The sequence below is a fragment of the Neptunitalea lumnitzerae genome, from assembly GCF_027924185.1.
GTDB lineage: Bacteria > Bacteroidota > Bacteroidia > Flavobacteriales > Flavobacteriaceae > Neptunitalea > Neptunitalea lumnitzerae.
The window spans coordinates 75,463-102,432 of the sequence record NZ_BRVO01000002.1 but is presented as its reverse complement, the minus strand read 5'-3'; the positions used below and the strand labels follow the sequence as shown (position 1 = coordinate 102,432).

Annotated in this window: 24 protein-coding genes and 1 other RNA gene; 15 read left to right on the top strand and 10 right to left on the bottom strand. The window is 33.4% G+C overall.

What is annotated here, in order from left to right; translation table 11 throughout:
* Positions 1-3: 3 nt before the first annotated feature.
* Entirely contained in the window at positions 4-1,629 is a 1,626-nt protein-coding gene (locus Y10_RS08020) for an ABC-F family ATP-binding cassette domain-containing protein (protein WP_281764868.1), read from the bottom strand.
* Positions 1,630-1,809: 180 nt separating this feature from the next.
* On the opposite strand from Y10_RS08020, the gene Y10_RS08015 reads away from it, so the two are divergent.
* Positions 1,810-3,264, top strand: coding sequence for a thioredoxin family protein (locus tag Y10_RS08015; RefSeq protein ID WP_281764867.1), 1,455 nt, complete (start codon positions 1,810-1,812; stop codon positions 3,262-3,264).
* Between the two features lie 148 nt (positions 3,265-3,412).
* On the opposite strand, the gene fsa is transcribed toward Y10_RS08015, so the two are convergent.
* From fsa to ffs, 3 genes are all read right to left on the bottom strand, one after another.
* On the bottom strand, positions 3,413-4,066 hold the full coding sequence (gene fsa / locus Y10_RS08010) for a fructose-6-phosphate aldolase (RefSeq protein WP_281764866.1): 654 nt from the start codon (positions 4,064-4,066) through the stop codon (positions 3,413-3,415).
* A 106-nt stretch (positions 4,067-4,172) separates the two neighbouring features.
* The gene (locus tag Y10_RS08005; RefSeq protein ID WP_281764865.1) at positions 4,173-4,979 is read right to left on the bottom strand and encodes an SDR family oxidoreductase; all 807 of its coding nucleotides are present in this window, start codon (positions 4,977-4,979) and stop codon (positions 4,173-4,175) included.
* 78 nt (positions 4,980-5,057) lie between these two features.
* Positions 5,058-5,156: signal recognition particle sRNA small type (ffs, locus tag Y10_RS08000), an RNA gene on the bottom strand.
* A gap of 89 nt (positions 5,157-5,245) precedes the next feature.
* Here ffs and Y10_RS07995 point away from each other — a divergent pair.
* The 5 genes from Y10_RS07995 (at position 5,246) to Y10_RS07975 (ending at position 10,202) form a co-directional block, all read left to right on the top strand.
* On the top strand, positions 5,246-6,289 hold the full coding sequence (locus tag Y10_RS07995; protein WP_281764864.1) for a glutaminyl-peptide cyclotransferase: 1,044 nt from the start codon (positions 5,246-5,248) through the stop codon (positions 6,287-6,289).
* Position 6,290: 1 nt separating this feature from the next.
* Positions 6,291-6,677, top strand: coding sequence for an acyl-CoA thioesterase (locus tag Y10_RS07990; protein WP_281764863.1), 387 nt, complete (start codon positions 6,291-6,293; stop codon positions 6,675-6,677).
* 89 nt (positions 6,678-6,766) lie between these two features.
* Positions 6,767-8,308 (top strand): hypothetical protein, encoded by a 1,542-nt coding sequence (locus Y10_RS07985; protein WP_281764862.1) that lies wholly within the window; start codon positions 6,767-6,769, stop codon positions 8,306-8,308.
* A gap of 117 nt (positions 8,309-8,425) precedes the next feature.
* Complete coding sequence (locus Y10_RS07980; RefSeq protein ID WP_281764861.1) at positions 8,426-9,178, top strand: SDR family NAD(P)-dependent oxidoreductase; 753 nt, start codon at positions 8,426-8,428, stop codon at positions 9,176-9,178.
* Positions 9,179-9,299: 121 nt separating this feature from the next.
* Entirely contained in the window at positions 9,300-10,202 is a 903-nt protein-coding gene (locus tag Y10_RS07975) for an alpha/beta hydrolase family protein (RefSeq protein WP_281764860.1), read from the top strand.
* A 153-nt stretch (positions 10,203-10,355) separates the two neighbouring features.
* On the opposite strand, the gene glyA is transcribed toward Y10_RS07975, so the two are convergent.
* Complete coding sequence (gene glyA / locus Y10_RS07970) at positions 10,356-11,630, bottom strand: serine hydroxymethyltransferase (protein ID WP_281764859.1); 1,275 nt, start codon at positions 11,628-11,630, stop codon at positions 10,356-10,358.
* Positions 11,631-11,742: 112 nt separating this feature from the next.
* Between glyA and fahA the strand changes: the two genes are divergently transcribed.
* Both fahA and Y10_RS07960 read left to right on the top strand, forming a co-directional pair.
* Entirely contained in the window at positions 11,743-13,026 is a 1,284-nt protein-coding gene (gene fahA / locus Y10_RS07965; RefSeq protein ID WP_281764858.1) for a fumarylacetoacetase, read from the top strand.
* Between the two features lie 110 nt (positions 13,027-13,136).
* Positions 13,137-14,318 (top strand): hypothetical protein, encoded by a 1,182-nt coding sequence (locus tag Y10_RS07960; RefSeq protein ID WP_281764857.1) that lies wholly within the window; start codon positions 13,137-13,139, stop codon positions 14,316-14,318.
* Between the two features lie 72 nt (positions 14,319-14,390).
* On the opposite strand, the gene ytxJ is transcribed toward Y10_RS07960, so the two are convergent.
* A complete protein-coding gene (ytxJ, locus tag Y10_RS07955; RefSeq protein ID WP_281764856.1) occupies positions 14,391-14,771 on the bottom strand; it encodes a bacillithiol system redox-active protein YtxJ in 381 nt (126 codons plus the stop codon).
* Positions 14,772-14,928: 157 nt separating this feature from the next.
* Here ytxJ and clpB point away from each other — a divergent pair, with 157 nt between their 5' ends.
* Positions 14,929-17,526, top strand: a complete 2,598-nt coding sequence (gene clpB / locus Y10_RS07950; RefSeq protein ID WP_281764855.1) for an ATP-dependent chaperone ClpB — start codon at positions 14,929-14,931, stop codon at positions 17,524-17,526.
* A 94-nt stretch (positions 17,527-17,620) separates the two neighbouring features.
* Here the strand turns inward: clpB and Y10_RS07945 are convergent, their stop codons facing one another.
* Positions 17,621-18,574 (bottom strand): DUF4062 domain-containing protein, encoded by a 954-nt coding sequence (locus tag Y10_RS07945; protein WP_281764854.1) that lies wholly within the window; start codon positions 18,572-18,574, stop codon positions 17,621-17,623.
* A 295-nt stretch (positions 18,575-18,869) separates the two neighbouring features.
* Here Y10_RS07945 and Y10_RS07940 point away from each other — a divergent pair, with 295 nt between their 5' ends.
* The gene (locus Y10_RS07940) at positions 18,870-19,400 is read left to right on the top strand and encodes a hypothetical protein (RefSeq protein ID WP_281764853.1); all 531 of its coding nucleotides are present in this window, start codon (positions 18,870-18,872) and stop codon (positions 19,398-19,400) included.
* A 262-nt stretch (positions 19,401-19,662) separates the two neighbouring features.
* Here the strand turns inward: Y10_RS07940 and Y10_RS07935 are convergent, their stop codons facing one another.
* On the bottom strand, positions 19,663-20,421 hold the full coding sequence (locus Y10_RS07935; RefSeq protein ID WP_281764852.1) for a GDSL-type esterase/lipase family protein: 759 nt from the start codon (positions 20,419-20,421) through the stop codon (positions 19,663-19,665).
* 178 nt (positions 20,422-20,599) lie between these two features.
* Between Y10_RS07935 and Y10_RS07930 the strand changes: the two genes are divergently transcribed.
* On the top strand, positions 20,600-21,214 hold the full coding sequence (locus tag Y10_RS07930; protein ID WP_281764851.1) for a toxin-antitoxin system YwqK family antitoxin: 615 nt from the start codon (positions 20,600-20,602) through the stop codon (positions 21,212-21,214).
* Between the two features lie 50 nt (positions 21,215-21,264).
* Here the strand turns inward: Y10_RS07930 and Y10_RS07925 are convergent, their stop codons facing one another.
* Together Y10_RS07925 and Y10_RS07920 are read right to left on the bottom strand one after the other, a co-directional pair.
* Positions 21,265-22,212, bottom strand: coding sequence for a phosphoribosylaminoimidazolesuccinocarboxamide synthase (locus tag Y10_RS07925; protein ID WP_281764850.1), 948 nt, complete (start codon positions 22,210-22,212; stop codon positions 21,265-21,267).
* Between the two features lie 47 nt (positions 22,213-22,259).
* The gene (locus Y10_RS07920) at positions 22,260-23,216 is read right to left on the bottom strand and encodes a PhoH family protein (RefSeq protein ID WP_281764849.1); all 957 of its coding nucleotides are present in this window, start codon (positions 23,214-23,216) and stop codon (positions 22,260-22,262) included.
* A 175-nt stretch (positions 23,217-23,391) separates the two neighbouring features.
* Here Y10_RS07920 and Y10_RS07915 point away from each other — a divergent pair, with 175 nt between their 5' ends.
* From Y10_RS07915 to gldG, 4 genes are read left to right on the top strand one after another with little or no spacing between them, the layout of a single operon-like run.
* Positions 23,392-24,213, top strand: coding sequence for an SAM hydrolase/SAM-dependent halogenase family protein (locus Y10_RS07915; protein WP_281764848.1), 822 nt, complete (start codon positions 23,392-23,394; stop codon positions 24,211-24,213).
* Between the two features lie 5 nt (positions 24,214-24,218).
* Positions 24,219-24,515, top strand: coding sequence for a putative quinol monooxygenase (locus Y10_RS07910; RefSeq protein ID WP_281764847.1), 297 nt, complete (start codon positions 24,219-24,221; stop codon positions 24,513-24,515).
* 10 nt (positions 24,516-24,525) lie between these two features.
* The gene (gene gldF / locus Y10_RS07905; RefSeq protein ID WP_281764846.1) at positions 24,526-25,254 is read left to right on the top strand and encodes a gliding motility-associated ABC transporter permease subunit GldF; all 729 of its coding nucleotides are present in this window, start codon (positions 24,526-24,528) and stop codon (positions 25,252-25,254) included.
* Positions 25,254-26,909 (top strand): gliding motility-associated ABC transporter substrate-binding protein GldG, encoded by a 1,656-nt coding sequence (gene gldG, locus Y10_RS07900; RefSeq protein WP_281764845.1) that lies wholly within the window; start codon positions 25,254-25,256, stop codon positions 26,907-26,909. Before gldF ends, gldG begins: the two co-directional genes overlap by 1 nt.
* Positions 26,910-26,970: the final 61 nt, after the last annotated feature.

Sequence of the window (26,970 nt, the reverse complement as noted above, 5' to 3'; positions counted from 1 at the left end):
AGTTTAAACTTCATACATTTTAGCACGTTGCTCTTTAATATTTTTATCATCCATATAATCATCAAATGATAAATATCTATCAATACATCCGTTAGGTGTTAATTCAATAACTCTGGTTGCCACCGTTTGCGCAAACTCGTGGTCATGAGTTGTAAACATAACAGTACCTTTAAAATTCTTTAATGAATTATTGAACGCTGTAATACTCTCTAAGTCTAAGTGATTGGTAGGCTCATCTAACATTAAAACATTTGCACGTATCATCATCATTCTACTTAGCATACAACGTACTTTTTCTCCACCAGAAAGTACATTACACTTTTTCAATGCTTCTTCTCCACTAAATAACATTTTCCCAAGAAAACCACGTACAAATACTTCTTCGCGCTCTTCTTCTGTTTTAGCCCATTGTCTTAACCAGTCTACCAAATTTAAATCTACCTCAAAATACGCTGAGTTATCTACAGGTAAATAAGACTGTGTAGTGGTAACTCCCCAGTTAAATTCACCAGAATCAGCTTCCATTTTTCCATTAATAATTTCATAGAAAGCAGAAGTAGCTCTAGAGTCTTTAGATATAACTGCTACCTTATCTCCTTTTGCAAGGTTAATATCTACATTTTTAAATAACACCTCTCCATCTATAGAAGCAGCTAAATTCTCTACATTCAAAATTTGATCTCCAGCTTCACGCTCACGCTCAAAAATAATAGCAGGATATCTTCTACTTGAAGGCTTAATATCATCTACTTTAAGCTTCTCTAACATTTTCTTACGAGATGTAGCTTGCTTAGATTTTGCTACGTTCGCACTAAAACGCTGAATAAACTCTTGTAACTCTTTCGCCTTTTCTTCAGACTTTTTGTTTTGCTGTGCTCTTTGGCGAGCCGCTAACTGACTACTTTCATACCAGAAGGTGTAGTTACCAGAATAATGGTTAATTTTTCCAAAGTCAATATCAGAAATATGAGTACACACAGCATCTAAAAAGTGACGGTCGTGAGATACTACAATTACAGTATTATCATAATTAGCTAAGAAATTCTCTAACCAACCAATAGTTTCAAAATCCAAGTCGTTGGTAGGCTCATCCATAATCAACACATCTGGGTTACCAAATAATGCTTGCGCCAACAAAACACGTACCTTTAACTTATTATCTAAGTCGGCCATTGGTGTATAATGTAAGTCTTCTGAGATCCCTAAACTAGACAGTAACGCGGCAGCATCACTATCAGCATTCCATCCATTCATTTCTTCAAAAATAATTTGAAGCTCACCTACTCTATCAGAATCTGCATCACCAAAGTCTGGTTTCGCATATAAGTCATCCATTTCCTTTTTAATGGCAAACAATTCCTTATTACCTCTAATTACAGTTTCTAATGCTGTATATTCATCGTACGCATAGTGGTCCTGTTCTAAAACCGACATACGCTTACCTGGCTCTAAATGAACATGTCCGCTTGTTGGTTCTATCTTTTTAGATAGTATTTTAAGAAAGGTAGATTTACCGGCACCATTAGCACCAATAATACCATAACAGTTACCTTGTGTAAAAGTTACATTTACTTCATCAAAAAGTACTCTTTTACCAAATTGAACTGATAAATTTGAAACTGATAACATATATTAGTTATTATGTGTTTTACAATAATTTGCAAAATTAAGAAATATAATTACAAACACTAGAATTACCTGTCTAAAGTGTTAAGAATCTTTATTTTTAACTACGTATTAACACCTTAGATAAGTACACTTCATTAGATTTGCAGACAATAATTTTCCCTTTTGGACGCAACAAACTTTATGAATAAGATATTCTATTTACTTTTCATATGTACCTTAGTGAGCTGTGGAAATGATGACGAGGTGTATACGTATTTCGGAGGACAAATAGTGAACCCGAAACACGATTATGTTGTACTCTACAAAAATGATAATGCTTTTGACTCTGTAAAGCTTGATGCTCATAATAGGTTTTCATTTCGGTTTGATAAACTTGAAGGCGGAATTTATAAATTCTCAAATCAGCCTGAACACCAATACATTATATTAGAACAAGGTGATAGTTTACTACTACGCTTAAACACAATGGATTTTGATGAATCCTTGGTATTTTCAGGAAAAGGCGCGAAAAAAAACAACATCTTAATAAGTCAATTTTTACAAGATGAAGAAGACAAAAAACTAATTAAAGAAAAGTTTTTTAAGTTACCCCCTATAGCTTTTAAGAATAAAATTGATTCTATTCATGATGTTAGATCTAACAAATTAGGCATCTTTTATACAAACCAACACCCTAGTTTACTTACACAAGAATTACTAGAAACCAATTTAGATTTAACATTATACAGATATGTTGAAATATACCCGTATGTACACCACAAATTATATGATGAAAAAGTAGATGAAACTGAATTAACGGATGCATATTACAACTTTAGAGATCATATAAATTTCAATGAAGAAAAACTTGGTGGATTTTATCCATATCAAAAATACTTAAAGTTATACGCTTCCGGAAAATCTTACATTAATGTTTCGGATGCACAACCAGAATTAACCGCAAAAGAAGTGGTAAAAACGTATCCATTCCATATCAATAAATTAAAGTACTTAGAGGAGGCTATTACCGATAAAAGCGTTAAAGATATTGTATTAAGAAATGCAGCCTATATGTTTTTCTTAGATGAAGAAAGAGACCTTTCTTTAGATCAAGAGTATTTAGAAGAGTTTAAAAAATATGCGGGCAACAATCAATACCTTCCAGAAATAACTGAAATATACAATACCATTAGTGCATTACAAGCTGGTAATAAAATTACAGATGTTCACTTTATCAATGAAGAAGGAAACCAAGAGGATATCTACGATATCACCAATAACACCTTAACGGTTTATTACTTTTGGTCTTTAAAACAAAAGAATCATTTTCATAATATCTTAAAAAGAGTACACGAACTTCACAAAGACTTTCCTAAAGTAAATTTTGTAGGTGTTAATTTAGACTTACCTCAGAATGAATGGAGAAATACCTTAAAAAAATTCAATCTTAATACCGAAAATCAATATCGCGTTACAGACTTTAATAAAACAAATAAAAAGCTTTTACTCAACAAAATGAACAAAGTGATTGTTCTTGATCATGAAGGTATTATTGTAAATGCGTTTGCAGATATCTACGATATCGATTTTACGTCTTTATTATCTACAACACAGAAAAGTAAAAATCTAGCGCATCACTATATGCCTAATAAATAATATTTAAAGTTATATATTAATATAACGTATTAAAAAAGAGGAAATAGCAATCAATTCTATTTTATTAACAACATAAAAAAACGCATTGAATAATCAATGCGTTTTTACTTATCCAAATATAAACTTCTTACATCAAAAGTTTATGCTTTTAGTTTCCTTTCTTGTAATCAGCAAGGAATTTCTCTAAACCTATATCAGTTAAAGGGTGACTTAATAAGCCGGTAATAGATGATAACGGACCAGTCATTACATCAGCACCAATTTTAGCACAATTAAGAACGTGCATTGTGTGACGAATAGAAGCAGCTAAAATTTCTGTTTCAAATCCGTAGTTATCATATATTAATCTAATTTCTTCAATAAGACCTAAACCATCTGTAGAAATATCATCTAAACGTCCTAAGAAAGGAGATACATAAGTAGCACCTGCTTTAGCAGCTAATAACGCTTGCCCAGCACTAAACACCAAAGTAACGTTTGTTCTAATACCTTTGTCTGTAAAATATTTACAAGCTTTTACACCATCTTTAATCATTGGTAACTTAACAACAATTTGTGGGTGTAAAGCGGCAAGTTCTTCACCTTCTTTAACCATTTCGTCAAATTCTGTAGCAATTACCTCTGCAGATACATCACCATCAACAATATTACAAATGTCTACGTAATGTTTTAAAATATTTTCTTTTCCTGTAATACCTTCTTTAGCCATTAAAGATGGGTTTGTTGTAACTCCATCTAAAACTCCTAAATCTTGAGCTTCCTTAATTTGATCTAGGTTAGCAGTGTCAATAAAAAATTTCATCTAATTCTATTTTTAGTATTATTTTTTCGTAACTATTTAAATATAAATTAATTAAACTTAATAGTCAATAAAATTATTAATAAGTGTAAAATTCACATTTACAAATTTATAATTTATAATGATTCATAAGCATTTTTTCGTAAATTTTATCTGGTAAAATTCGTTTTAGCACAATACTGAACTTTTGTAAAGGCGCACCTACCTTATAATGCACTTTCGGATTTGGTGTATTTATAACCTTATAAATGGCGGCCGCCATCTCTTTAGGGTCACTTCCGCCGTCTACATGCTCATCCATTGTTTTTAAAGAATACCCATAGGTATCTTCGTAGGCCGATCCTTTTAACAAAGGTGCATGATACCTACCCGATGCAATATTGGTAGAAAAATCTCCTGGTGCCACATTTGTAATATGTACATTAAAAGGCTTTACCTCCATTCTCAAAGCTTCCGTAACTAACTCTAAAGCTCCTTTAGACGCCGAATAAACACTTCTAAAAGGTAACCCCATGTAACCAGCAATAGAAGTAACATTAATAATAAGTCCTCCCTTTTGAGCTCGCATAGCAGGTAAAACCGCTTTCATAACCTCAATAGGTCCAAATAAATTGGTATTAAAATTATTTAAAATTTCTTCTGCTGGTATTTCCTCTAACGGCCCCGTAATACCCACTCCCGCATTATTAATTAAAACATCAATACGTTTTTCTTTTTCAAGAAGTGTTTCAACAGCACTTTTAATACTTTCTGTATTTCTTACATCAAGTGCTAATAAAGGAAAAGGAGAATCGGTTATTCTATCAGGATTTCTGCTAGTTCCATATACTTTATAATTCTTGGTATTTAAAAACATACCAATAGCTTTTCCTATTCCCGAAGAAGCTCCGGTAATTAAAATTACCTTTTCAGACATACAAACAAATTTAGCGTTTACAAAGAAACGAAATTAAAGATAAAAGAGTTGTGAAATTTATGTTAGGAAAAGAAATAAAAAAGGCAAGCTACCTACATCGCACCGCTACAACCACATACCCTTGCTGCGTTCCCACCCTGGGGGATTCTGCAGGAGCTGGTCGTGTAGGACTTGCCGGGTGCAAATATACAATCTTTTTATTTTTTAGCAACCATTTTAGCGTCTTAATTAAATTATCTAACTTGCCATAAACATTAGAAAAAACAATGAAACCTCTTAATTTTCTGTCTGCCATATTATTAGCTACTTCTCTCCTTTCTTGTGGAGAGGAAAAAAATGAAGAAAAAAATCATTTTTCAATAGAATTAAATAGCGAAAACAACAAATTTAAGCCTAATGACGAGCTAAAAGTAAGCTTAAAAAATCCTGATCAGAAACAAATAGCCGCTACTAATTACTATATAGGAGACACTCCTATTACCCTAACTAACGGATCTTATACGCTTACAGATATTCCTTATGGTAAACAAACCCTAAAGGCTGTGGTTAGTTATGGTGAGAGTAGCGAAACAGTTACAAAGCAAATAGAAGTATTAGCAGCTACTGCTCCTAAAATTTACTCCTACACTATAGTAAATACCTATCCGCACGATATTAAGGCGTATACTCAAGGATTAGAATTTCATAAAGATACCCTATATGAAAGTACTGGGCTCAGAGGACAATCTTCACTTAGAAAAGTAGATTTCAAAACTGGGGAAGTATTAAAGAAAATAGCTTTAGACAACAAAATATTTGGTGAAGGTTTAACCATTTTAAATGATAAAATTTATCAATTAACCTGGCAAAGCATGATTGGTTATGTATACAACTTAACCACCTTTGAAAAAGAAAAGACCTTTAGTTATGTAGATAGCAAACAAGGCTGGGGATTGTGTAACGACGGTGAACATATTTATAAAAGCGATGGCTCTGAAAGAATTTATACCTTAGACAAAGAAACGTTAGCTGAACAAGGATTCATACAATTAGTTACTAATAAGTCGGTTTACGAAAAGGCGAATGAACTAGAATACGTAGATGGTACTATTTATGCCAATGCCTACCAAAAAGATGGTATTATGATTATTGATGCTGAAACCGGTATTATTACAGGAGTTATTGACTGTAGAGGGTTAAAAGAAAAAGTAACCCAACACCAACAGCTAGATGTACTTAACGGCATAGCCTACAACCCAAAAACAAAAACGTTTTTTATTACTGGTAAAAACTGGGATAAAATGTTTGAAGTAACTTTTTCTGAAAAATAATATGAAAATCTACGAGCAACTGAAAATTGTATCTACTGATGATATTGACGAACTTAACCATGTAAACAATGTTAGGTACGTACAATGGATTCAAGATATGGCGCAAGGCCATTGGGAAGCAGTTGCTCCAAAAGATTTTTCAGAAAATTACATTTGGGTGGTAGCAGCTCACCATATCTATTATAAAGGTGAATGTTTTGCCGGCGACACCTTACTACTTAAAACGTATATAGAAAGTAATAAAGGTGTTATTTCTCATAGAAAAGTGGATATATACAAAGATGAGAAACTGATTTTAACCGCCACAACCGAATGGTGCCTGCTTACTATTGCTACAAAAAGACCTACTAGAATACCCAAAGAAATTGATGAGCTATTCTTGTTGTAAAGATTCCATAGAATAATCTCATATATTACTGTACCACATACACCATAATTAGTATTTTTACGTTCTATTCTTTCAGAACCATTTTATTTATGAAACGTTATCTATTTATCATTTCCATAGTAGTACTAGCTATAAGCACATTTTCTTGTAGAGAAGACTTTGAATTTTCTCCAAGTACTGGCTCTTTAGAGTTTTCTAGAGATACCATATACCTTGATACCGTTTTTACCAATATTGGTTCTAGTACCTATAACTTAAAAGTATACAACCATAGTGATTCTGACATTTCTATACCTGTAATACAATTAGCTAACGGACAAAACTCTAAGTTTAGATTAAATGTAGATGGTATGCCTGGCAAACAATTTTATGATGTAGAACTGCTAGCCAAAGACAGTATGTACATATTTATTGAAACTACAGTAGATATAACAGATCTCACTACTTCTGAAACGCAATTTTTGTACTCAGATGCAATTGAATTTGATACGGATGTAAATCAACAAAAAGTTGAATTGATAACTTTAGTACAAGATGCAGTATTTCTATACCCTGAACGTGCAGACAATGGCTCTACAGAATATATTACATTAGGTTCTGGTGAAAATGCAACCGAAATATACGGATTTGGGTTAGATGATAATGAGCTTAACTTTACCAATGAGAAACCTTACGTTATCTATGGATATGCCGCAGTACCTGAAAACAAAACATTGACTATTGATGCAGGAGCACGTATCTATTTTCATGCAGACTCTGGAATTATTGTAGCTAATGATGCTAGTATTCAAGTAAATGGTGATGTAAGTAATGATACTGAACTGCAAGAGAATGAAGTTATTTTTGAAGGTGACCGCTTAGAAACCGATTATTCAGATGTTCCAGGACAATGGGGTACTATTTGGCTTACACAAGGTAGTACCAACAATATGTTTAATCATGCTACCATTAAAAACGCTACAGTAGGAATTAAAATGGATAGTAACGATGGAAGTAGCACACCTACACTAACCATTACAAACTCTCAAATTCATAATTCAGCTAACTATGGTTTGTGGGCACAAACAGCGCACATACTTTCTGAAAATAGCGTATACGGTAATGCAGGGTTAACCTCAGCGTATTGTAGCTTAGGTGGTATTTATAACTTCAACCACTGTACTTTTGCTAATTATTGGGGTAATGGTTACAGAAGTTACCCAACAGTTTTATTAGATAATTATTTACAATTAGAAGACGGCACTATTGTAGCTGCCGATTTACAAGAAGCAACTTTTAATAATTGTATTATATACGGTAATAACAATTTAGAATTTTTAGTTTCTTTTATTGATGATGTAGCTTATAACTACGCGTTAAATAACTCCCTAGTGAGATTTAATCCTTTTGGAAATGTTGATGAAGACTTTTACGATTTCACCAACACGCAATATTACAATAATGTGGTATTGAATGAAGACCCTGATTTTGAAGACACCAATAATAGCAAATATGCTATTGGAGATGGTTCTGCTGCTAACGGTTTAGCAAGCACTACACAAGGCGCTACAGTACAAGACATTACAGGAGCAACACGTTCTTCTTCTCCAGATGCAGGCGCCTATGAATCGCAAGTGTTTGAAGAAGATTAGTACTAAAGAAAATACAATTACCAAAACATTAAGAGTACCACTAAACATTTATCATTGCCCTATTCGTAACTTTAAGTATTGAAATTTTAATTATAAAAATTACATAAAATAAAAGTTATGAAAATACTAGATAATAAGGTAGCCATTATTACCGGAGCAGGTTCTGGAATAGGAAAAGCTACCGCTACCCTTTTTGCTGAAAATGGTGCAAAAGTGGTAGTAACTGATGTAAACGAAGAACATGGTAAACAAGTAGTAGAAGACATTAAAACAAAAGGTGGTGAAGCCATTTTTGTAAAAGCAGATACCTCTAAACCAGAAGATTCTGAACGTACCGTAAACGAAGCAGTAAAAACCTTTGGTAAATTAGACATTGCTGTTAACAATGCTGGTATTAGTGGTGCTCAAGCACCTATTGGAGACTATCCTATTGATTCATGGGATAAGGTAATAGCTGTTAACTTAAACGGTGTATTTTACGGAATGCGCTATCAATTACCAGCAATGGAAAAAAACGGTAAAGGCTCTATTATTAATGTAGCCTCTATATTAGGTGCTGTAGGTTTTGCTCATTCTGCAGCTTATGTTGCTGCAAAACATGGTGTAGTTGGGTTAACCCAAAACGCAGGAATTGAATATGCTGCTAAAGGTATTAGAGTAAATGCAGTTGGCCCAGGTTTTATTAAAACCCCTTTAGTGGAAAGTTCTCTTTCTAAAGAAGAATATGACGGTTTAGCCTCCTTACACCCTATAGGACGTTTAGGTGAACCAGAAGAAGTTGCTGAGCTGTTTGTATGGTTAGCAAGTGATAAGGCTTCTTTTGCTACAGGAGCTTACTACCCTGTAGATGGTGGTTATTTGGCTAAGTAAAAAATACAACAACACAAAATATAGCCTCTAGTACGTATGGTCCTAGAGGCTTTTTTTAATCCTTATAATTAGAAAATAAATAAAATGTTATGCGTATTTTTATACCAATACACGTAACTATATGCTTTTACACACCACCCTCCTAAAAAAGATTATAAAAGGAACGCTCTCCATAACTATTATACTACTTTTTATAACTACCCAACAACTAACAGCACAAGCTAACAACACTATTAAAACGGAAGAAGTAGTATTTAGTAGTAACGGTATTAAGCTTTCAGGCACCTTATACACACCAAGGCAACCTCATGCAGCTTTAGTAGTTGTACATGGGTCTGGACAAGAGCTACGAATGGGTACCTTTGCAGAACTACTAGCCTCTAACGGAATACTGGTACTTACTTACGACAAGCGAGGTGTAGGAGCATCAGAAGGAATATATGCTGGGCCGGAAGTGGGTACTAATAACATAGACTCTCTTAACCTCAACCTATTGGCAGACGATGCCAGCGCAGCTGTCAACACTCTTAAAAAGAAACATAAAAATATACCTGTAGGCCTTATAGGGTTTAGTCAAGCTGGTTGGGTAATGCCTTTAGCGGCTACTAAAAATAAATCGGTAACATATATGGTTTTATTCAGTTGCCCTACGATTACAACCTTAGAACAATTACGATTTCAATTTTATACCAACGGCAACCCTAATTTTTGGGAACAACATACAGAAGCAGAAGCTAGAGAACATTTAAAAAATGATCCTGACCGATATGAATTTGCGCCAACAGATCCAAAAGCATCACTTCGTAATCTTGAAATTCCTGCACTGTATCTATTTGGAGAAAAAGATATTCAAATACCCGTAAAGGTATGTTTAGAGCAAATTAATGATTTAAAAGCAAAGGGAAAACCATTTGAATATACCCTATTCCCTACTCTAGGACATAATACAGCTTTTGCAAATACAACTTTACCCGTAACCATAGCACTTTCTTGGATTGCAGAGAAAATGAACCTAGATGATTAATAATTAAGGTGTCAATAACCTATACGTATCTTTTTCTTTTAATTGATAAATAAAATCTTTCCCAATTAAACACACTCTGTATAAATTTATAAACAAAAAAAGTCCGGCTTATAAAAACCGGACTTTTCATCTATATGTAAAAACTTCTATTTCTTAGAAAGTAAACAAAGGCTTTTCGCTCATTAAAGCATTTACTTTAATAGCTACAGCTTCTAACACTTCTTCGTTATCAGCATTCATTAAAGCCTCATCAATATAACCAACAATAACAGCCATATCATCTTCTTTTAAACCTCTACTTGTAACAGCAGCCGTACCTACACGAATACCACTAGTTACAAACGGACTCTTATCATCAAATGGTACCATGTTTTTGTTTACTGTAATATCTGCTACTCCTAAAGCTTCTTCAGCAGCCTTACCAGTAATATCTTTATTTCTAAGGTCAATTAACATCATGTGGTTATCTGTACCTCCAGAAATAATATTATACCCTTTTGCTACTAATGCTTCTGCCATAGCGGCTGCATTTTTCTTTACTTGTAGAATGTACGATAAAAACTCATCGGTTAAGGCTTCACCAAAAGCAATTGCTTTAGCAGCAATAATATGCTCTAATGGTCCACCTTGGTTCCCTGGGAATACAGCACTGTCAAATAAAGAAGACATCATACGTACAACCCCTTTAGGAGTTTTTAATCCGAATGGGTTTTCAAAATCTTCTCCCATTAAAATCATACCTCCACGTGGCCCACGTAACGTTTTGTGAGTAGTAGTAGTTACTACATGACAATGAGGAATTGGATCATTTAAAATACCCTTAGCAATTAAACCTGCTGGGTGAGATATATCTGCCATTAAAATAGCACCAACGCTATCTGCAATAGCTCTAAAACGCTTAAAATCGATATCTCTAGAGTATGCAGAAGCACCCGCAATAATTAATTGTGGCTTTTCAGCTTTTGCAATTTCTTCAATCTTATCGTAGTTAAGCATTCCTGTTTCTTGCTCTACACCGTAAAATACAGGATTGTATAACTTACCAGAAAAATTTACAGGAGAACCATGAGTTAAATGCCCTCCGTGAGAAAGGTCAAACCCTAAAATTTTATCCCCTGGCTTTAAGCAGGCAGCAAAAACCGCCGTATTTGCCTGTGAACCACTGTGTGGTTGTACATTGGCATAAGCAGCACCAAAAAGAGCCTTTGCTCTTTCAATAGCAATAGTTTCAATTTCATCTACTACTTCACAACCCCCATAATAACGCTTTCCTGGATATCCCTCAGCGTATTTGTTGGTAAGAATAGAACCCGCAGCTTCCATTACTTGTTCGCTCACAAAGTTTTCAGAAGCTATCAATTCCAAACCGTGAATTTGTCTGTCTTTCTCAGCCTCTATTAGTTCAAAAATCTGTTCGTCCCGTTGCATTATATTTGATTTCGTTAAATAAAAAGCAAAAATACTAAATCCTGCTTGCCAATTGTAATATTCTTATATATTTGAATAATATTTATTAAAAAAGTAATTAACAATTATAAAAATGCCAAATAAAGTTAACGACCCAAATAAGACTTCTTGGATACCTGTAGCAGAAGGCTCTGACTTCCCTATACAGAATATTCCGTTTGGAGTGTTTTTAACTAGAGACGATGTTATTACCATAGGAACTAGAATTGGCGATACTGCTATAGACCTTGGTGCTTTACATCAGTTAGGGTATTTTGAAGGTATTCCTTTAACAGACGATATATTTTTACAAGATACCCTGAACGATTTTATATCAGACGGACAACAAACTTGGAGAGCGGTTAGAAGCCGTATCAGCAAAATTTTTGATGCTAATACTCCAGGTTTGAGAGATAATGATGCACACAAAGATGTTGTATTATTTACCCTAGACGAAATTGAAATGCAAATGCCTGTGCTTATAGGAGACTATACTGACTTCTACTCTAGCAAGCAACATGCAAAAAACATTGAAGAACTTTTAAACGAAGGCGAATCTGACTTACTACCAAACTGGGTACACATTCCTATAGGGTACCATGGTAGAAGCTCTTCTATAGTAACTTCTGGGATACCCGTAAAAAGACCACACGGACAAATGTTTCCGGCAGAGTCTCACACTCCTATTTTTGGTACTTCTCAAAAAGTAGATTTTGAAATGGAGGTTGCATTTATTACTACCGATGCTAATGTATTAGGAGATCCGGTGGCTGTAGATGAAGCTGAAGATTACATTTTTGGGATGGTACTACTAAACGATTGGAGCGCCAGAGATATACAGAAATGGGAACAAGAACCTCTTGGAGCATTTCTTGCTAAAAACTTTGCATGCTCTATCTCTCCATGGATTGTAACGATGGATGCATTAGCTCCTTTTAGAACGGAAGGACCTAAACAAGAGCCTAAACCATTTGAATACTTGCAATCTGAAGGTGCTAAAAATTTTGATATTAATTTAGAAGCCTCTTTAATTACCCAAGAAGGCAGCACTACCCTATTATCAAAGTCTAATGCAAAATATATGTATTGGAATATGGCGCAACAATTAGCACACCACACCATAAATGGTTGTAAGGTTAATAGTGGAGATATGATGGCGAGTGGGGCATTATCAGGAGATACTCCAGATTCTTACAGTTCCTTATTAGAGCTAACCAAATGCGGTAAAGAACCTGTTACATTAGAAGATGGAGAACCTAGGTATTTTGTTAATGATAACGATACCATTAGCATAAAAGGATATTGCCAAAACGATAAGGTACGTATTGGTTTTGGGGAAGTAGCTAACAAATTACTCCCTGCAATTACAATTAAATAACCCATACAAAATATTAAAAATCAAAGCCTTGAATACTTCAGGGCTTTTTTATTTTCTTTTTGGCACAGTAGTTGAGTATCCATAAGTATACGAACCAAAAATCGTGGCTTATGAAAAAAATTACTTTAGTTTTAGTTATGGTGTTTCTTGCTTCCTGTAGCGGAGTAAAACAAACCGAAAAGGCATTACACGCTGGTAATTATAATACTGCCATTGAAAAAGCTGTACAGAAATTACAACACAATGCCGACAGAAAAAATAGCGATGAATATGTAGTGCTATTAGAAGAAGCGTATGCGAAAGCAAACAGCAAAGATGTAGATAGAATTACCTACTTAAAAGCCGATGGTAACAAAGCTCACTTAGAAGAGATATACAATATTTATGTAGCTTTAAATTACAGACAGAACTACATAAAGCCATTATTACCCCTTGCGGTAAACGCTGAAAGAAGATCGGCACAATTTAATATAGTTGATTATTCAGCTACCATTGCAGAGGCTAAAACAGCTTTATCTGAATATTTATATACAGAAGCTGTGGCTAGTTTACAACAAGAACAGCCTAAGTATGTATACAGAAACGTATATGAAAATTTAGCTTACTTAAACAACTTGAATCCTAATTACAAAGATGTTGCTAGTTTATTGCAAACAACTTTAGAAAAAGGTACTGAGTATATTGCTGTGTACATACAGAATACGAGCAACGTAATGATACCTTATCAATTAGAGCAAGACTTATTAGATTTTAATAGTTATGGTTTAAGCTCTAACTGGACTGTTTTTCATAGTAACCCATTACCAAATAAGGTATATGACTATGAAGTTACTATGAACTTTGAAGCCATTGAGGTAAGTCCTGAATTTGTTAATGAAAAAGAATATGTAAAAGAGAAACAAATAGTAGACGGTAAAACCAATTTATATGATGAAGAAGGCAATGTAGTAAAAGACAGTTTGGGTAACGAAATATTGGTTGATAAGTATACTACTGTGGTATGTTCTTTCTATCAATTTACACAGAACAAAACAGCTCAGGTAATGGCAACCGTTTCGTTATTTGATACTAAAGAACAACAATTGGTAGATACTTTTCCTATGAACAGTCAATTTGTATTTAACAATAGTTATGCAAAACACAGAGGTGATACAAGAGCCTTAGAAAATAATCAGTTAGATTTATTAGAGGTAGCAGCATTACAATTTCCATCAGATGAACAAATGGTATATGATGCCGGCGAAAACTTGAAAGATAAAATGAAATCTATCTTAAAGAAATATACGTTATAATTTTCAGTTCCCGTTTAGGTTTTAAGTATTTTGAAGAAAGCTCCGTTGTAATGTTACAACGGAGCTTTTGTTTTATAAACTAGCCAAATCAACCTCGTTGATAGCTCCGTGAGAAGCTGTAGTAATAACTTCTTTATTTTTCAATACAATTAATTGCGGACTCTCATGCACTACTCCAAAGCGCTCTGCTATCTCATTAGAGATAGGTCGGTAATTAATTAAATCTAAATAATACAATTTCACATCTACATTGCTATTCTCTTCGTTTTCAAACCCACGTTTTACCATAGCACTAATGCCGCAACGTACACTGTGTTTAAAAATAGCTACTGTTTGTGTTTCACTCTCATTCTCTATAGCATCTAGCTGTGCTATATCCTCTAGCGGAACCCATGGAAATGTGCTTGTTTCTCCGTCCGATCCCTTTCCAAAAATGCTGTTAAATATTCCCATATGGTTATTATCTTATGTAACTTTATAAATGATTTAAAAAGACAACTTGTCTTGCTTAACAACTGTTGTTTCTGCCTTTTTGTCCGTTTTAACAATTGGAACAACAATTGCTATTCTCCTAGCAAAAGTAAAAATATTTAAGGAAAAGATAAAAGCTATGAATTTTAATAATTTCACAATTAAATCACAAGAAGCCATACAACAGGCGCAACAAATTGCGCATGGGTATGGACATCAACAAATAGAAAATGAGCATATTTTTAAAGCTATTTCTGAAGTTGATGAAAACGTTTTACCATTTCTTTTAAAGAAATTGAATGTAAACGTAGACCTATTACAACAGATACTAGAAAGTACCTTACAAAGCTTTGCCAAAGTTTCTGGTGCAGAAGTAATGCTTTCTCGTGAGGCAAGTATTGCCCTTACAGAAGCAGTAAGCATTGCTAAAAAGATGGAAGATGAGTATGTGTCTATTGAGCATATGCTTATTGCCATATTCAGATCTAAAAGTAAAATAGCTCAGATTTTAAAAGATCAAGGAGTAACGGAAAAAGACCTTACAGCAGCAATTAAGCAATTGCGTAACGGAGAAAAAGTAACTTCACAAAGTGCTGAAGAAACATATAACTCTCTAAACAAGTATGCTAAAAATTTAAACGATTTAGCAGAATCTGGTAAGCTAGACCCAGTTATTGGTCGTGATGAAGAGATTCGTAGAATCTTACAGATTCTTTCACGTAGAACCAAAAACAACCCAATGCTTATTGGTGAACCAGGTGTGGGTAAAACAGCCATTGCAGAAGGTTTAGCTCACCGTATAGTACAAGGAGACGTACCTGAAAACCTAAAGAATAAAATTATATTCTCTTTAGATATGGGAGCTCTTATTGCAGGTGCTAAGTATAAAGGAGAATTTGAAGAGCGTTTAAAAGCAGTGGTGAAAGAAGTAACCTCAGCCGAAGGCGATATTGTATTATTCATTGACGAGATACATACCCTTGTAGGTGCTGGTGGCGGACAAGGAGCCATGGATGCGGCTAACATTTTAAAACCTGCTTTAGCACGTGGAGAGTTAAGAGCTATTGGTGCCACTACCCTAGATGAATACCAAAAGTATTTTGAGAAAGACAAAGCCTTAGAGCGTCGTTTCCAAAAGGTAACTGTAGATGAGCCTGATACTGAAAGTGCTATTTCTATTTTACGTGGTATTAAAGAGAAGTATGAAACCCACCATAAAGTACGTATTAAAGACGAAGCTATTATTGCAGCTGTAGAATTATCACAACGCTACATTACCAATCGTTTTTTACCAGACAAGGCTATTGACTTAATGGATGAGGCTGCTTCTAAATTACGTATGGAAATCAACTCTAAACCAGAAGAGCTAGATGTATTAGATAGAAAAATAATGCAGCTTGAAATTGAGATTGAAGCCATTAAACGTGAGAAGGACGAATTAAAACTGAAATCGTTAAATGCAGACCTTGCTAACTTAAAAGAAGACCGCAATACCATCTATGCAAAATGGCAGTCTGAAAAAGACGTAGTAGATAAAGTACAAGCTACCAAAGAGGCTATTGAAAACTATAAAATGGAAGCCGAAAGGGCCGAAAGAGAAGGTGACTATGGTAAGGTAGCAGAATTGCGTTATGGAAAGATTAAAGATGCTCAAGAAGAACTTAATAAACTTCAAGAAACACTTGAAGAAAAAGAAGATAACTCCTTGATTAAAGAGGAAGTAACTAATGATGATATTGCTGAAGTAGTAGCTAAATGGACAGGTATCCCTATTACGAAAATGCTACAGAGCGAACGCGAAAAATTGTTGCGCCTTGAGGATGAGCTACATAAACGTGTAGTGGGACAAGAAGAAGCTATTCAAGCAGTGTCTGATGCTATCAGAAGAAGTCGTGCAGGGTTACAAGATGCTAACAGACCCATTGGTTCATTCCTATTTTTAGGTACTACTGGGGTTGGTAAAACAGAACTTGCGAAGGCCCTTGCTGAGTACTTATTTGACGATGATAGCGCAATGACCCGAATTGATATGAGTGAGTACCAAGAGCGTCATAGTGTAAGTAGATTGGTAGGTGCGCCTCCGGGATATGTTGGTTATGATGAAGGTGGACAGTTAACAGAAGCTGTACGCAGAAAACCATACTCTGTAGTATTGTTAGATGAAATTGAAAAAGCACACCCTGATACCTTCAACATTTTATTACAGGTATTAGATGAAGGTAGACTTACCGATAACAAAGGTAGAATTGCCGACTTTAAGAATACCATTATTATTATGACTAGTAACATGGGTAGCCATATTATTCAGGAAAAATTTGAAGCTACCAAAGATGTAGATGCAGCTATAGAAATAGCTAAAGTGGAAGTGCTTGGTTTATTAAAACAAACGGTACGACCAGAGTTTATAAACCGTATTGATGACATTGTAATGTTTACACCTTTAACCGCTAATAACATTTCTGAAATTGTTGCTTTACAATTGAAAGGAGTTTCTAAAATGTTGGCGAAACAAAACATTACTTTAGACGCCACCAACGAAGCTATTATGCATTTAGCCAAAGCAGGTTTTGATCCGCAATTTGGAGCCCGACCTGTAAAACGTGTAATACAACGTGAGGTACTGAATGCCCTTTCTAAAGAAATTTTAAAAGGAACCATTACTACCGAAAGTATTATACTACTAGATGCTTTTGATGATGAATTGGTATTTAGAAATCAATCTGAGTTAGTGAATTGAACTTCACTATTACAAGTATAAATTAAAAATTGCTATGAAGAACCGCCTCTTATGAGCCGGTTCTTCATAGTAAATAAAAAACATTATAGTTTATTTAAAAAGGTAAATCCCCAAATTCATCTTCATCTTCTTTCTCCTCTATCTGGATATATTCTGTCTTCCACTCTTCTTTTGTGTAGACTTTTAACTTACCATCTCCATTAAATATAGATTCATCAACAGTTAAAGTAATTTTAGATGATTTCTTCTGCTGAACAAATACATGATTTTCGAAAGTAAGCTCCTTTTTAAAACCTCTTGCGATTATCAAATCCGTGAACTCTTCTAAATTCATAAAAAACACCCTATACGGAATACTTAGTAAAACTTTTATCTGTTCCATTGCTGGGTGATTACTTAAAAGAATCTCATTAATAGCTTCATTTGTTCCTCTTTTCTCTTCTGTTAAAAAAGTTACTAGTTGATTTAATGTTTTTGAAGTAGCTTCAATACCCTTTATTACGTTCAACTCCTTTAACCTAGTTTGTTCTTGTAAAAATCTTTGAAACAATCCTGCCCATTGTACCTTTAAAAATTGTGTTATATCTGATGAAGTTTCAAACCCATGTATGGTATTATTATTTGGTAAAGCTTTTACCATATCGATAAACTCATGAATTTTTATATTATCAGCATAATACAATTTAACACTATCATTGCCCTTATTTTTTAAATAAAAATAGTATTCACTATAAATGCTCTTTTCAATAAAAATATATACTTGCTTATTCAATTCAAATGCAGTTTTTAATTCCATTTGAGAAATGGAATTTTTTTCCTTATTACTTTCCGTTCCATATCTACCACCAATAATTGAAACAAGGATATCTACATTATTTATTTCTTTATAACAATAATCCTCAAGTTTATCTTCACTACCATATGGAATATCTCCATGTTCGTTAAGTACAGGGTCGTAACCTAAATCTTTTATAAATCTTTCTATATCCGCTCTTACTTGACGTAAATCATAATAAGTAGAACTAATAAATATCCTTGGTTTAGCCATTTTACTACTAGATTATTAATATTGAATCTCCACAAATCTCTATCCTAAAGAAGTTACTCAAATTTAAAGTTTTTATTGAAAAGGGAAATTTGAAAAAAATTATTTTGTCAATACAATTAATTTTATCGTTAAACTAACTCTGATGAGACCCTGAACTAAATTCAGGGTGACGGAAGTTTCATCATCACAACACCAATAAACGTCATTCTGAACTTGATTCAGAATCTCACAAGTAGCTTACAAAAAATTACATTTTAACATCCCTATTTTTTATATATATTTAAAAAAAATTAATATGAGACATCTGAAACAATTAGTCTTTATAGGAATAATTTGCTCATTAATTTGTTGCAACCAAAAAGTAGAGAATGATAGCATCAAATCTACGAGCACATCAAAAGTGAAGCTTGAAAAAACCAACTATATTTCTAATGATTCCTTAACAGAAACTTTTTTGAATGATTTGTATGTTCTTACTTCAAAACACTTATTAAAAACAAAAAAAGAAACTATAAAAAATAAACATATCAAAGACACTTTAATCATTGATACACTTGTTAAGAAAAGCTTCAAAAAAAGCTACTTTGAAATATATAAATCAAGTTTTAAAGAAACCTTGTATAAAGCAAAAATAACAGATAATAACTTTTTTATAGGCAACTATATAACTGTAGGTATTCCCAAAAGTAAATTTGAAAAAATTATAAAACAAAAAGTAAACAATGATACCATAGAGGTTGGTAATTTAGAAAATACATACGTTTTTAAGTTTATGTTTAAAAATAATATTCTCTCTGAAATTTTTTTTTCAGCACACCTAGATTAGGCTATCAATAAGATTAGACCCTGAAATAAATTCAGGGTAACGGAAGTTTCTCCAACACAATACCAATACACGTCATTCTGAACTTGATTCAGAATCCTACAACTAGCTCATAAATACAAAATAGACTTTCTAACTTACTTATCTAAGTGATGAAAAATTCACTCCAATGAGACCCTGAACTAAATTCAGGGTGACGGGAAGTTTCATCATCACAACATCAATAAACGTCATTCTGAACTTGATTCAGAATTATCATGTTCACCTACTGTCGATACTGTCTTACAATATCCTTTTCAAAAGCAACCCAATGTTTATATCCTTCAGAGCTCAAATGCAAACCATCTCTGGTATACGCATCTATTATTAAATTATTAGGCGCTGCAAAGGCACTGTATAAATCTATTACCGTATACCCTCCTTCAGTTGCATTCTTCTTAATTTTTGAATTAATCTTAATAATATGATCTACCAGAACCGGTCTGTCCGTAGGCAACACTGTTCTTACATACACATCTGTTTCTGGTGTAGATTCTTTAATTTTCTGAGTGATTTTTAAAATTGTTCGGGGAATATAACCAACAGAAGGTACTGCTTTCTTATACTTCTTCTTATTCCCTTGATGGGTTTCATAATAGTTATTTAAATCATTAATCCCGATAAGTATAAACACTGCTTTAGGTTTGTAATAAGCTATTTCATTTAGCCTATGCAAAACACCATCTGTCATATCTCCAGAAATTCCCCTATTTCTAACTTTGCGTATCCCAAATTTTTTATCCCAATGTATACCTTGTTCCGTAATGCTATCCCCTATAAAAACAACATCATTCCTACGTAAGGGCGTTGCTATAAAATGGTGTAGGCGCTTGCAATAATGTGGCTTCATCCACTTACTATGGTACGGACTACTAAAGCTTTTAGTAGGATACATTTTAACAAAAGACGTAGTTCCAGAACTTTTCTTAAAACGATAATAATAAAGTTGAGAATAAGCAATTAAATACTTAACTAAAAAACGCATACAATAGGTTGTTTGTTAACACTTTAAAAATAACACTTATATCATAAAAACACATACAATAGTTTAAGAAATATTTTAAAACAAACATATATTTAGACAAATTTAATATATACAAAACATTTTTTAGTAGTACTTTAAAACAATAATTTTAGGCTTTCATGTATATTTTAAAAAAAACATGAAAAAATTATTTCTTATATGCTTATTAATAACCTCTTGTATAACATTTGCCCAAAACAATAGTAAAAGAAAAAAATGCAACTGTGATAGATTAACCGAAGTAGAAAATACTTGGTTTTTAAAAGATGAAGCTTTTAATGGTACTTGTACTGCCAAATACCCAAATGGCAAATTACTATGTAAAATAAAATTTAGAAAAGGACTTATAGTAGGTAAGGTTAAAAAGTACTATAACAACGGAAATTTAAGAGAAGCTACAGTTTATAAGAACGGAGTACCTAACGGTAGTGTGAAATACTATTTTGATAACGGTAAACCTTCTCAAATAGGACAGGTAGCAAACGATATTAAAATTGGAACTTGGAAAACCTTTCACCTAAACGGTAAGGTAAAAGCTGTTGAGTATTTTAAAAATGGTGTATTAGAAGGTAAGGTTGTAAACTATGCTCCAAATGGTAAGATACAACTAAAAGGACGCTTTAAAAATGGAAAAGAAGAAGGAAAATGGGTTTTCTATAACACCTACAACGGAGACATACAGAAAGTGCTTTACTATAGAAATGGTGATATAGTTGAAACGCAACAAATGACCCCAAAGTTTACTACACTATAAAAAAATCCCCCTGATAACTCAGAGGGATTCGTATATGTTTTAAAAACAGATTATTTACTTAAATAAGCTAATACGTTTTTCTCTATACGCTCTTCAATATTAGTGATGTCTGCTTTTACAAACTTCTCTCCCATAATGTTTTCGTATAGTTCAATATAACGCTCAGAAACAGTTTCTATATAAGCATCTGTCATTTCAGGAATCTGTTGTCCTTCTTTGCCTTGAAAACCATTGCTAATAAGCCATTGACGTACAAACTCTTTAGACAATTGTTTTTGAGGCTCTTCTTTTGCTTGCAACTCTTCATATCCTTCTGCATAGAAATAACGAGATGAGTCTGGAGTGTGTATCTCGTCAATCAAAACAATTTTACCATCTTTAGTTTTACCAAATTCGTATTTGGTATCCACTAAAATAAGTCCGCGTTCTGCAGCTATTTCCGTACCTCTTTGGAATAATGCACGGGTATATTTTTCTAATTGAACATAATCTGCTTCACTAACAATACCTTTAGCTAAAATATCTTCACGAGAAATATCCTCATCATGCTCTCCATTATCCGCCTTAGTAGAAGGTGTTATAATAGGTTCTGGAAACTTATCGTTTTCTTTTAAACCATCTGGCATAGCAACACCACAAAGCAAACGCTTACCAGCCTTGTATTCTCTAGCTGCGTGCCCGCTTAGGTAACCACGTATTACCATTTCAACTTTAAAAGGCTCACATAAATGCCCTACTGCAACATTTGGGTCAGGCGTAGCCATTAACCAATTAGGAACAATATCTTTAGTTTGCTCCATAAATTTAGTAGCAATTTGGTTTAATATTTGCCCTTTGAAAGGAATACCCTTAGGCATCACTACATCAAAAGCAGAAAGACGGTCAGTGGCAATCATTACCAACAACTCATCGTTTATATTATACACTTCTCTCACTTTCCCTTTATATACCGACTTTTGTCCGGGAAATGTAAAGTTAGAGCTAGTAATTGTATTCATGTGTTTTTAAGTTTTAAAGCTGCAAAGATACACAGCTTTATCAGTTGTTAATTATCGTGCTCTATTTTTTTATAAGCTTCTATAATTTCTTTTACCAAACGGTGACGAATTACATCTTTATCATCTAGATACACAATTCCAATTCCTGAGGTATCTTTTAATACCAACAAGGCTTCTTTTAACCCAGAAATTACGCGTCTTGGTAAATCTATTTGCCCAGGATCTCCTGTAATCATAAACTTAGCATTTTTTCCCATACGCGTTAAAAACATTTTCATTTGAGCATGGGTAGTATTCTGAGCTTCATCTAATATTACAAAAGCATTATCTAAGGTTCTACCCCTCATAAATGCCAAAGGAGCTATTTGAATAATATCCTTTTCAATATAACTCGCCAGTTTTTCAGCAGGAATCATATCTCTTAAGGCATCATACAGTGGTTGCATGTAGGGGTCTAACTTTTCTTTTAAATCTCCAGGTAAAAAACCAAGGTTCTCCCCTGCTTCTACTGCTGGCCTGGTAATTATAATTCTTTTCACCTGCTTTTCCTTCAATGCCTTTACAGCCAATGCCACCCCGGTATACGTTTTACCTGTACCCGCTGGCCCAATAGCAAAAAGCATATCATTCTTTTTCATCAGGTTTACAATCTTCCGTTGGTTTACTGTTTGTGCTTTTATAATTTTACCACTTACCCCATGAAGCAGAATCTCCCCCATATCTGTACTTGCACCTTCATATGCCTCTCTAGAATCGTACGTTAAAATACGTTCAATAGTATTCTCATCTAAATTATTATACTTTCCAAAATGGGTAACAAGCATATCTAGCCGTTTATCAAACTCTTCCAAAATACCTTCTTCCCCAAAGGCTTTAATTTTATTCCCTCTAGCAACAATCCTTAGCTTAGGAAAATATTTCTTTAAAATTTCAATATTCTGGTTTCTCTCTCCAAAAAAATCTCTTGGATTCACCTCGGTAAGTTCAATTATGATTTCGTTCAAAAGCTAGAATAATTTTAGTTATCAATTGTTAATATATTTAAATATTAATCTACTACAAAGTACTAAAATTTTAGCTAGTTTTTGTACGTTTGTGATTGATTTATGAACAACTTATTGTTGAATATTAAAAACTGAATTTCACCTTACTATTTAGGCATTCGGCACTGTAACTTTTATGGCTATTATTACTCTTACATCAGACTTTGGTCTTAAAGACCCTTACGTAGCCGTTTTAAAAGGAGGCATATACTCTGAGTTAGAAAATGCTACTATAGTAGATATATCACATCTTGTAAGTCCTTTTAATATTCATGAAGGTGCTTATATTTTAAAAACCTCTTATAAAAAGTTTCCTAAAGGGAGTATTCATATTATTGGAATTGATGATGAGCAAACACCAGAGCAAAAACATATTGTTGCTGCTTATGATGGTCACTATTTTATTGGAGCCGACAATGGTATCTTATCACTTATAGCTCCTGCAGAAAATTTTGAACAAGTTATTGCCATTAGCTTACCTGATAAAGACCTTTGTGCTACGGATGTTTTTGTAAAAGCTGCCTGCCACATAGCACGCGGAGGAAGATTAGAATTGTTAGGCAGACAAGTTGGAGGGGTGAAAGAAGTAAAAGACCTTACCCCTATTTTAAATGCAAAAGAAGACCTAATTACAGGTAATGTAATTTATATTGACAACTACGGAAACGTAATTACCAACATTACCAAAAATTGGTTTGACCTTATTAGAAAGGGTAGAAACTTTGAAATAAGTGTAAGAAACTATAAGTTTAGCAAAATTTACAATAGGTATAGTGAGAGTATTAACTTTACCATTCCTAAAGAAACCCGTGATGAAGATGGAAAGCGTTTAGCTCTATTTAACGAGTTAGGGTATCTTGAATTGGCTATATATAAAAGTAATTTGCAAACTGTAGGAGGTGCTTCTTCTTTATTAGGACTAAGATACCGAGATACTGTTTTTATAAATTTCAAGTAATACGTATGTTTATTAGAATTGTAAAACTTACATTTCAACCTGAAAAAATAGAAGACTTTAAAGCTTTTTTTGAAGAAAAGAAAAGCTTTATAAGAAGCTTTGAAGGTTGTGAGTACTTAGAACTTTACCAAGATAAAAACAATCCACAAATATTTTTTACTTACAGCTATTGGACAGAAGAAGCTGCTTTGGAAAATTACCGCAACTCTGATTTATTTAAAGGGGTTTGGAAAATAACCAAATCATGGTTTAGCAATAAAGCTGAAGCCTGGAGCGTTGATAAACTTGTTTCATTAGCTTAATTTTGCACATATGTACGCGATATTAAAAAAAGAAATTAATTCCTTTTTTGCCTCTCCTATTGGCTATTTAGTCATCGGAGTATTTTTAACCGCTTGCGGTTTATTCCTATGGGTATTTAAGGGTGAATATAATATTTTAGATAACGGCTTTGCCGAAATTAACGGCTTCTTCTTTTTAGCTCCATGGTTGTTACTTTTTTTAATTCCGGCAGTAACTATGAAGGGATTTTCTGAGGAGAAAAAACAAGGGATGCTAGAAATTTTATTCACTAAACCTATTGGACTACCATCGTTAGTCTGGGGTAAATTTTTAGGGGCTTTTATTTTAACGCTTATAGCTATTATACCTACTCTTTTATATGTATACACTGTCTACAATTTAGGAGCTCCTATTGGTAATTTAGACTTAGGAAGTATCTTAGGTTCTTATTTAGGTCTTATTTTTTTAATGAGCGCTTATACTGCTATTGGTCTTTTTGCATCTACCCTTTCTGAAAACCAGATTGTAGCTTTTATAATTAGCATTTGCATTTGTTTTCTGTTACTATACGGACCTGAATTACTGAGTTCTACAGGTGTTAGCGACAACCCTATTTTAATAAGCAGCTTTGGTATGAAGGCTCATTACGAAAATATAAGTAGAGGTATTATTGATACAAGAGATATGATTTATTTTCTATCGTTCACTTTTTTCTTCTTGTACTTAACTAATGTAAAACTTAAAAACTTACACCAGTAATGCTTAAAAAAACCGCCGTTCAAATATGTGTTGTTGCCCTTTTACTGGTTGTTGTAAATTGGGGATTATCTGATTATTATCTACGTTTTGATGTAACCAAAGACAAGCGCTACACACTTTCTGACACCACTAAGGAAACGCTGGAAAATGTAAACAGCCCTTTATATATAGATGTTTTACTACAAGGAGATTTCCCAAATCAGTTTAAAAAGTTACAGTATGAGCTACAACAATTACTGGAACAATATGAGAATGAAAATGACAATATTATTTTTTCATTCACTAACCCATTAGAAGGTGAAGAAAACCCAGATGAAGTGGTTAACTACCTAACTAGCCTAGGAATGTTACCTACCAATATTCCCGTAAGCGAAAATGGTAAAAAATCGGTTACTCAAATTTTCCCTTGGGCAGTGGCCAATTATGGTCAAAAGACCGTTAGGGTACCTTTACTTATAAACAACCTTGGAAGCGACGGAGAAGAAAATATTAATAAATCGGTACAACAATTAGAATATAACCTAACCGATGCAATTACAAAACTTACGCTTGAGAACAAGAAAAAAATTGCAATTTTCAAAGGGAATGGGGAGTTAAAAGACAAGTATATGTCTGACTACCTATTAAATTTAAAAGACTATTATAGATTAGGATTGTTCAATTTAGATTCACTGAAAGATCAGCCTAACCAAATTCTTAAAAACCTACAACAATTTGATGCTGCTATAATAGCAAAACCAACAGAGGCATTTACAGATGTTGAAAAGCAAATAATAGACCAGTACATTATGTATGGTGGCAAAACCTTGTGGTGTATAGATAAGGTTGCTGTAGATTTAGACAGTTTGCAAAATGAAACACAAAGTACTGTTGCATTCCCTAGACAGTTAAACTTAGACGATTTATTATTTAAATACGGGGTACGTATTAATTACAACTTAATAGAAGACTTAATTTCTACCCCTATTACAGTACAAGGACCTAATGGTAACATGCCATTAGAATGGTTGTTTAGCCCTATTACCATGTCTCCAGAGAATCATCCTATAAATAAAAATATTAACGTAGTTAAACTTGAGTTTGCTAATCAGATTGATACTTTAGAAAACGGAATTAAAAAAACTGTTTTATTAGAAAGCTCACCGCAATCTAGAGTTGTAGGTGCACCAATAGAAATACATCTGAATGAGTTTTCAGGTAATTTACAGCCAGAGAAATTCACGAATGGTTCTCAAATAGCTGGGGTACTTTTAGAGGGTTCTTTTACCAGCGTGTACAAAAATAGAGTGAAGCCAGTTGAGTTACCCAATAACTTAAATGAAAGTGCCGATAATAAAATGATTATTATTAGCGATGGAGACGTTATTAACTATTCATATGCTAATAAAAAACCATTAACCAACGGTATTGATCCATGGACACAACAGATCTATGGAAACAAAGATTTCTTGATTAATTGCATGAATTACCTGTTAGATGATACTGGACTTATAAACATTCGAGGAAAAGAAATAAAATTAGCTTTCTTAAATCATGAAAAAATAGAGGAAGACGAAATCTCTATAAAATTAATAAACATAGGGGTTCCCATAGTTTTATTAATTATATTTGGGGTACTATTTGTCTTTTTACGTAAAAGAAAGTATTCAAAATAAGTGTTAATAAGTTTGTTTCTCATTAACTTGCAATTAAAATATATTTGTAATTCTGAATATA

Bases quoted from the DNA above. Each gene is read 5' to 3' on its own strand.
- Y10_RS07930 (WP_281764851.1), top strand. From the start codon at position 20,600: ATGAAAAAATTATTTCTTATATGCTTATTAATAACCTCTTGTATAACA.
- Y10_RS07935 (WP_281764852.1), bottom strand. From the start codon at position 20,421: ATGCGTTTTTTAGTTAAGTATTTAATTGCTTATTCTCAACTTTATTAT.
- Y10_RS07910 (WP_281764847.1), top strand. From the start codon at position 24,219: ATGTTTATTAGAATTGTAAAACTTACATTTCAACCTGAAAAAATAGAA.
- clpB (WP_281764855.1), top strand. From the start codon at position 14,929: ATGAATTTTAATAATTTCACAATTAAATCACAAGAAGCCATACAACAG.
- Y10_RS07925 (WP_281764850.1), bottom strand. From the start codon at position 22,212: ATGAATACAATTACTAGCTCTAACTTTACATTTCCCGGACAAAAGTCG.
- Y10_RS07940 (WP_281764853.1), top strand. From the start codon at position 18,870: ATGAGACATCTGAAACAATTAGTCTTTATAGGAATAATTTGCTCATTA.
- gldF (WP_281764846.1), top strand. From the start codon at position 24,526: ATGTACGCGATATTAAAAAAAGAAATTAATTCCTTTTTTGCCTCTCCT.
- Y10_RS07975 (WP_281764860.1), top strand. From the start codon at position 9,300: ATGCTTTTACACACCACCCTCCTAAAAAAGATTATAAAAGGAACGCTC.
- Y10_RS08015 (WP_281764867.1), top strand. From the start codon at position 1,810: ATGAATAAGATATTCTATTTACTTTTCATATGTACCTTAGTGAGCTGT.
- Y10_RS07985 (WP_281764862.1), top strand. From the start codon at position 6,767: ATGAAACGTTATCTATTTATCATTTCCATAGTAGTACTAGCTATAAGC.
- Y10_RS07990 (WP_281764863.1), top strand. From the start codon at position 6,291: ATGAAAATCTACGAGCAACTGAAAATTGTATCTACTGATGATATTGAC.
- Y10_RS08020 (WP_281764868.1), bottom strand. From the start codon at position 1,629: ATGTTATCAGTTTCAAATTTATCAGTTCAATTTGGTAAAAGAGTACTT.
- Y10_RS08005 (WP_281764865.1), bottom strand. From the start codon at position 4,979: ATGTCTGAAAAGGTAATTTTAATTACCGGAGCTTCTTCGGGAATAGGA.
- Y10_RS07960 (WP_281764857.1), top strand. From the start codon at position 13,137: ATGAAAAAAATTACTTTAGTTTTAGTTATGGTGTTTCTTGCTTCCTGT.
- Y10_RS07915 (WP_281764848.1), top strand. From the start codon at position 23,392: ATGGCTATTATTACTCTTACATCAGACTTTGGTCTTAAAGACCCTTAC.
- fahA (WP_281764858.1), top strand. From the start codon at position 11,743: ATGCCAAATAAAGTTAACGACCCAAATAAGACTTCTTGGATACCTGTA.
- glyA (WP_281764859.1), bottom strand. From the start codon at position 11,630: ATGCAACGGGACGAACAGATTTTTGAACTAATAGAGGCTGAGAAAGAC.
- Y10_RS07945 (WP_281764854.1), bottom strand. From the start codon at position 18,574: ATGGCTAAACCAAGGATATTTATTAGTTCTACTTATTATGATTTACGT.
- gldG (WP_281764845.1), top strand. From the start codon at position 25,254: ATGCTTAAAAAAACCGCCGTTCAAATATGTGTTGTTGCCCTTTTACTG.
- ytxJ (WP_281764856.1), bottom strand. From the start codon at position 14,771: ATGGGAATATTTAACAGCATTTTTGGAAAGGGATCGGACGGAGAAACA.
- fsa (WP_281764866.1), bottom strand. From the start codon at position 4,066: ATGAAATTTTTTATTGACACTGCTAACCTAGATCAAATTAAGGAAGCT.
- Y10_RS07980 (WP_281764861.1), top strand. From the start codon at position 8,426: ATGAAAATACTAGATAATAAGGTAGCCATTATTACCGGAGCAGGTTCT.
- Y10_RS07995 (WP_281764864.1), top strand. From the start codon at position 5,246: ATGAAACCTCTTAATTTTCTGTCTGCCATATTATTAGCTACTTCTCTC.